Genomic DNA, 7,378 nt, shown 5'->3' on the forward strand with positions numbered 1-7,378 from the left:
GAAATGACATCCAGCTGCACGGCGACAGCTCGGGCCTGCACACCGATACGGAAGTGACCCTCACGCTGGGTGACAAAACCTATACTGGGTATGTTAACAGCGACCACTGGATGGCCACTATCCCTTCAAAGGATATTGAGGCGATGGCGGATGGTTACTACAACCTGAACGTCAGCGTTGAAAGCGCGGGCGGCAATGCCAGCGCCGGTCGGGACGTTTTGCTGCTGTCTCACCTTTACAGTAGCGATCCCGTTCTGACGTTCAATGCGCTGACGCCGGAAGATGTCGTTTATCACGGCGATGAGGCTTACTACCTTGTCAGCGGCACCCTAACCGAGCCGCTTCCGATAGACAAACTCTCCTTTTACGGCGGGGAGATGCTTAATTATTACGGTATTAACGTGGCGGCAGACGGCACTTTTACCTCGGAGATCCCGGCAAGCGAGTACGGGCAGAGGACATCGGGCCCTGGCTTCTACGTCTCTTATCAGGACGCGGCGGGTCACTGGTATGAGACGGAACGGGAGGTTCTGTTGCCTGACGCGGCCACTACGCCAGACACCAGCGATCGGAGTACGGCCAGCCTGCTGGTAGAAGATAATCCGCTTGATGACGTCAGTCACGCCAGCGCAGCGGATGAGCACAGCAGTGTGGTCGCCATGTCGGAAGGGACGTCGACCAGCAGTGCACACGTCGACGCTACCGCAGCGGGCACCGAGGGCAACGATACCTTTACGTTCTCCACGCTTAACCTGCTCGGCAATCTTAACGGCGGGGCCGGTCACGATACGCTGGTGCTCAGCGGTTCGCACGAAGCGTTAGATTTCGCCTCGCTGGGGCTGAAGATCGGCAGCGTTGAAACCCTCGATCTTGGCACATCCGGTAGCAACAGCGTGACGCTGGGGCAACACGATCTGCTGACGCTGACCAATAATGCCAGCGAAGCGCTGACCATTAAAGGCGCGGACGGCAGCGCGGTCACGCTGAGCACGACAGAAGGCGGCGTCTGGAGCGACGCGGGCCTGCGGACGATCGAGGGTCAGTCTTTCGAGCTTTACCACAACGCCTCTGCCAGCCATGAAGGTACGCTGGCAGATGTTCTCATTCAACACAACCTACAGGTACAGACTGCCTGATGTAACAGGCCGGAGCGGGGTTGCCGCACCGGCCGTTTATCGACAAAAGGAAGAAGGAAGATGGTGCCAAGATGAAGAAAGTGTGGGTCTCTTTGTGCCTGGCCGCGATGTGCGGCCCCGTGGGACAGAATGCGCTGGCAGCAAAGCAGCAAAAAGTAGAATTTAACTGGCGTGCAGCTCCTACCGAGGAGCAAATCTCAACGCTAACGTTACGTGAAGCCATCCTCCGGGCCTTTGCCCGCAACCCAAAAATCTCCGAGGCCGCCGCGCAAATCCGCGTGGGGGAGGCCGATCTGGATGCCGCCGAAAGTGCGTGGTATCCGCAAATCTCCCTGGCGGCATCCGGTGGGCGATCGCATACCACCGACTCTTCCGGCAGCCTTAACAACAACGGCTCCGGTGGAATTACCATTAACCAACTGCTGTATGATTTTGGCCGCACCGGCGGCGCGATTGACGAGCAGCATCACCTCTCCGAAGCCTATCGCTTTGCCCTTTACGGCACCATGACCACGGTAGCGCAGGATACGTTACAGGCCTATTTGCAGGTCAAACGCTACCGGTCGCTGGTAGAGGCGGCCAGAAACAACGTCGCCTCGCTGGAACATGTGAAAGATATTGCCCATATGCGCGCCGATGCGGGCCTGAGCTCGCAGTCGGACGTCTTGCAGGCCGAAACCCGCATCGCCGGGATGCATGCCACGATGGAACAGTATCGCGCGTCAGAACGCTCTGCGCTGGCGCAGCTGACGGTGCTGACCGGCGTGGTGCCCGTGGCGCTGCCGGAGCTGCCGCAGTCGCTGCTGAACCAGCAGATCACGCTGGACAGGATAGCCTACGAAAAAAGCGCGGCGGTGCGCAGCGCGCAGGCTAAGCAGGAGGCGGCGATCGAACGTGTTCGCCAGGCATCTTCTAACCACTGGCCGACCATCAAAGTACAGGCGGGCCGTACGCGTTATGAAAATGCCAGCCGATCTTACTGGGACGACGAGCTACAGCTTCAGGTAGAAGCCCCGCTTTACCAGGGCGGCCTGGTTAATGCCAAAACCCGCGCGGCGGAAGGCGATCGCGAAGCGGCCGAGGCCGCCGTCGAGCAGTCTAAACTTGATATTAACCAGAGCGCCTCTACCGCCTATGCCGACATGATCGGTGCACAGCAGCGCCAGGCAGCAGGCGAACAGCAGCTGAGCAGCGCCGATCATACTCGCTCGGTTTACGCTGACGAATACAAATTAAATAAGCGCAGCCTCAACGACCTGCTGAGCGTTGAGCAGGATGTCTTTCAGGCTGACAGCAGCCGTCTGACTGCGCTTTACGACGGCTGGGACGCCACCGTGCGCTACGCCTCCGCCGTCGATAACCTGCTGGATATTATGGGCATCGACCGTGAAGCCACCAGCGGACAAACCCTGCCATCGCTCTGATGCCAAACAAGATAAGGCCGTACTTATGACCAAAACCGCTAGTACTGAAAACTGGATTGACGCCATGTTGCGCGTGGCGGCGCGCTTTGGCAAACCGGCGGATGGCTCCACGCTGCGCCAGCAGATGCGCTGGTTTGAGCATCTTACCCCGGCGCAGCAGCTGGAGCGGCTCGCTGGCCTGCTGGGTCTGCACCTGACCATGATGCCACGAGATAAAATTCGCTGGCGTCAGGAAGTTACGCCGGTAGTACTGATTATGGAAAACGGCAGCGTGGTTGTGGTGGAAACCATTGATGCAGAAGGGAAAGCACGCTACTGGCTGAGTGATGGCGGCGACGTAGTGCGCGAAAGTGAACTGTCGCAGCTGCTGGCCCAGAGCCAGCAGCAGGTTGGTATTGTCGGCGTGGCGGCACGTGGCCGCGACGCGCGCATCGACGAATTTGTTCGGCCGTACAAAAAACACTGGTTCTGGGAAAACTTTCGCGGCATGGGCCGCCGCATTATGGAAATCTCGCTGGCTTCGGTGGTCGGCAACGTGCTGGCGCTGGCCGGTATTCTCTTTTCTATGCAGGTGTATGACCGCGTCATCCCGGCCCAGTCGGAGCCAACGCTGTGGGTGCTGTTCGCCGGGGTGCTGATTGCTGCCGCCATTGAGTATCTTATTCGTTTGATGCGCACCCAGGTTTCGGACCTGATGGGAAAGCGCATTGATTTGAAAGTCTCTTCCATGCTGTTCGCGCGCGCGATGAATATTCGCAACGAAGCGCGCCCCAAATCCACCGGATCTTTTATCTCGCAGCTGCGCGAAATCGATCAGGTACGCGAGCTGCTGACCTCAACCACCGTGGGTGCGGCGGCGGATATGCCTTTTGTGATCCTCTTCCTGTGCCTGATGGGCTTTATTGGTGGCCCGCTGGTCATTATTCCGCTGCTGGCGATCCCGCTGATCGTGATTCCCGGGCTGCTGGTGCAGTTCCCGATGGCAAAGCTGGCGAAAGAGGGGCTACGCGAGGGCGCGCTGCGTAACGCGGTACTGGTGGAAACCATCGAGGGTATTGAAGATATAAAATCCCTGCAGGCGGAACCCTATTTCCAGCGGCAGTGGGAGCAGACGCATGAAGTCAGCGCCACCATCGGCATGCAGCAAAGGCTGTGGGGCGCAAGGTTGACCGGCTGGGCCTCAACGGTTCAGCAGCTGACCTACTCAAGCATGTTGGTATTCGGGGTCTATCTGGTGCTGAGCGGCGATATCACGACGGGGACGTTGGTGGCCAGCAGCCTGCTCTCTTCGCGCACTATCGCGCCGCTGATGCAGCTGACGATGGTATTTTCGCGCTGGCAGCATGCCAAAACCGCCATGAGCGGCCTGGATGAATTGCTGAAAAAACCGCTGGATCAGCCGGAAGAGGGCGAAATGGCGCATTGCCCGACCCTCACCGGCCATTATGATTTGCGCGGCGTGCAGTACAGCTACGATGAAGAAAACGTTAAAAGCGTGGTGACCATTAATCAGCTGCAAATCAAGCCGGGCGAACGTGTGGCCATCCTTGGCAAAGTCGGCGCGGGGAAGTCTACCTTGCTGAAGCTGCTGGCCGGTCAGGCGAGGGCAACGCAGGGGAAAGTGATCGTCGATGGCGTGGACGTTCAGCGCATCGATCCGGTGGATTTGCGTCGTCAGTTAGGCTGGCTGTCGCAGGATTCACGCCTCTTTTTCGGCACGCTACGGCAAAACCTGATGCTGGGCAATCCACACGCCAGCGAGCAGGAAATGCTTCAGGCACTGAAAGTCAGCGGGGCGCTGAGCCTGGTGCAGCAGGATGCATCCAGTCTTGACCGCATTATTAACGAAGGCGGGCGCGGATTGTCCGGCGGCCAGCGGCAAATGGTGATGCTCAGCCGCATGATCCTGCGTCAGCCACAGGTCGTGCTGATGGACGAGCCTACCGCCTCAATGGACGAATCGCTGGAAGAGTACGTGATCCGGCAAATGCAGGGCTGGCTGTCAGGCCGGACGCTGGTGCTGGTGACCCACCGTCCGGCGCTGCTAAAGCTGGTGGACAGAATTGTCGTTATGGATAACGGGCGCATCGTGGCAGACGGGCCGCGTGATGAAATTTTACGTGCCGCCGCCGCGCAGACCGCGAAGCAGACGGGTGGCCAGGGAGATGCAGCATGAGCCTGATCCTGATTGACCGCAGCCTGAAACGTAATGAAAAACGCACTTCAGCGATTATCTGGCTTTGCACCGCTGCGCTGGTGATTTTCTTTATTTGGGCGCACTTTGCCATTCTGGATGAGGTCACGGTCGGCACCGGCAAAGTTACGCCATCCAGCCGGGCGCAGATTATCGACAGCCTGGATGGCGGTATCGTCAAGCAGCTGAACGTGCATGAAGGCGATATCGTCGAAAAAGGACAGGTGCTGGGACGTCTCGATCCCACGCGCTTTCAGTCTAATTTTGGCGAGGCCGTGGCCAAAGCCCGCACGCTACGCGCCTCAACGGAACGGCTGCGCGCCGAATTGACCGGCACCCCGCTGGCCTTCAGCAGCGAAACGCTTAAAGAGCCGGAGCTGGTGGCGCGCGAGACGCAGCTTTACCAGTCTCGCCGTCGCAACCTGACGGAAACGGTCAGCAACCTTACCCAGTCGATGAATCTGGTACAGGACGAGCTTCGTATGACCGAGCCACTGGTAGCGAAAGGCGCGGCGGGACAGGTGGAAGTTATCCGGCTGCGTCGGCAGATTAGCGATCTGCGCGGTAAAATTGACGAAGCAAAAAACGACTATGCGGTACGCGCGCGCGAGGAACAGGTGAAAAACAATGCCGATCTGGACGCGCAGCTACAGGTGCTGACCGGCAAAGAGGATCAGCTGACGCGCGCCACGCTCTATTCGCCGGTGCGCGGTATCGTGAAGGATATCCAGGTCACCACGGTCGGTGGCGTGCTGCAGCCGGGCGGTAAGCTTATGGAGATTGTCCCGCTGGAGGATCAGCTGCTGATTGAAACCCGCATCAATCCACGCGATATCGCCTATATCCGTCCCGGTCTGCCTGCAGTGGTCAAAATCACCGCCTACGACTCCTCCATCTACGGTAACCTGGAGGGCGAGGTGGAGACGGTTTCGCCGGATACGTTGCAGGATGAGGTCAAACGCGACCAGTACTACTACCGCGTTTACGTTCGTACGCAGAAGGCCGAGCTGGTGAATAAGGCCGGCAGAAAATTCCCTATCGTGCCCGGTATGGTGGCAAACGTGGAAATTAAAACGGGTCAGAAAACGGTCATGGATTATCTGGTTAAACCCCTGAATAAGGTCAGGGAGTCCCTGCGCGAAAGGTAATTAATCACGCCACTGAATAGTGAATTAAATAAACGTTTAGTCTTCATCGTTCAGTGGTGTTTTTGGTCTTAATTCGGGCGGGATAAGCGGGAGAGGGCGGCCCTATGCGTGGCATAAAAAAAGCCGAACACAAGGTTCGGCAGAAAAATAGGGTAAAACAAAACATTCGGGGTGAATGAAGGTAATAATGAAATAAAATGATGATAGCGCGGATATTATAAACCAAAAAGCCACGTATTTTTATCATTCAGTGCTCAGACGGGCAACATTAAATAACCTACTGAATAAAAAGAGATTTGATATTACTTAACATAAAGTGCGTTATTTTTTATCCGCTTGTGCGGTAGTAAAGTTCCTCTCTGTTATCATTTTGAAATATTTACATTACACAATGAAACACATTCGGAAATTTAGTATCATTTTCTTGATAGATTATTACTGGCCGCTCTCTACCATGAGGGTGCCGACTGAATTTTCGACATTCAGCACGCAGTGGTAAATAAGGCATATAACAAGAGGGTAATACAAAATGAAGCTTCGCGTTCTCTCCCTGATCGTTCCGGCCATGCTGATCGCGGGTTCTGCCGGCGCGGCAGAAATCTACAATAAAGACGGCAATAAGCTCGACCTGTTCGGCAAAGTAGACGGCCTGCACTATTTTTCCGATAACGACGGCTCTGATGGTGACCAGTCTTACGTGCGCTTTGGCTTTAAAGGCGAAACGCAGATCAGCAGCGAACTGACCGGCTACGGCCAGTGGGAATACCAGGCGGCGCTGAACAACACGGAAAACGAAGGCACCGCAGACAGCTTTACGCGTGTTGGCTTTGCCGGTCTGAAATTCGGCGATACGGGTTCTCTGGACTATGGCCGTAACTACGGCGTGGCTTACGATATCGGCGCATGGACTGACGTGCTGCCAGAGTTCGGCGGCGACACCTACGGCGCAGATAACTTTATGTTCCAGCGTACCAGCGGCGTGGCGACCTACCGTAACAACAACTTCTTTGGCATGGTTGATGGCCTGAACTTCGCTCTGCAGTACCAGGGCAAAAATAACAGCGGTACCGAGCTTAACGGACGTGACGTGCTGGCACGTAACGGCGACGGCTGGGGCTTGTCCACCACCTACGATCTGGGTTCCGGCTTCGGGATCGGTGCGGCCATGTTCAGTTCCGATCGTACCAATGAGCAGAACAGCCGTACCAGCGGTATTCTGGGCAATGGCGATAAAGCCACGGCCTACACCGGTGGCCTGAAATACGATGCCAACAACATTTATCTGGCAGCCATGTACACCCGTTCTTATAACGCGACGCGCTTTGGCGACAGCAGAACGGCTGACGAAGTGTATGGCTATGCGGATAAAGCGGACAACTGGGAAGTGGTAGCGCAGTATCAGTTCGACTTCGGCCTGCGTCCTTCTCTGGCCTTTGTCAGCTCTCGCGGCACCGATATTGAACGTTTCGGTTCTCA

Annotated in this window: 4 protein-coding genes and 1 pseudogene; all 5 read left to right on the top strand. The window is 56.7% G+C overall.

What is annotated here, in order from left to right:
* Positions 1-1,136: pseudogene (locus RTK32_RS16245) on the top strand (hypothetical protein); the annotation flags it as partial.
* A gap of 71 nt (positions 1,137-1,207) precedes the next feature.
* Complete coding sequence (locus RTK32_RS16250; protein WP_409451107.1) at positions 1,208-2,560, top strand: TolC family outer membrane protein; 1,353 nt, start codon at positions 1,208-1,210, stop codon at positions 2,558-2,560.
* A gap of 25 nt (positions 2,561-2,585) precedes the next feature.
* On the top strand, positions 2,586-4,736 hold the full coding sequence (locus tag RTK32_RS16255; protein ID WP_312045777.1) for a type I secretion system permease/ATPase: 2,151 nt from the start codon (positions 2,586-2,588) through the stop codon (positions 4,734-4,736).
* On the top strand, positions 4,733-5,902 hold the full coding sequence (locus tag RTK32_RS16260) for an HlyD family efflux transporter periplasmic adaptor subunit (protein ID WP_312045779.1): 1,170 nt from the start codon (positions 4,733-4,735) through the stop codon (positions 5,900-5,902). Before RTK32_RS16255 ends, RTK32_RS16260 begins: the two co-directional genes overlap by 4 nt.
* Before the next feature lie 529 nt (positions 5,903-6,431).
* A partial coding sequence (ompC, locus tag RTK32_RS16265) for a porin OmpC (protein WP_312045781.1) occupies positions 6,432-7,378 on the top strand: 947 nt, incomplete at its 3' end.

Origin of the sequence: Erwinia sp. (genome assembly GCF_031978025.1) — a bacterium.
Classification (GTDB): domain Bacteria; phylum Pseudomonadota; class Gammaproteobacteria; order Enterobacterales; family Enterobacteriaceae; genus Erwinia.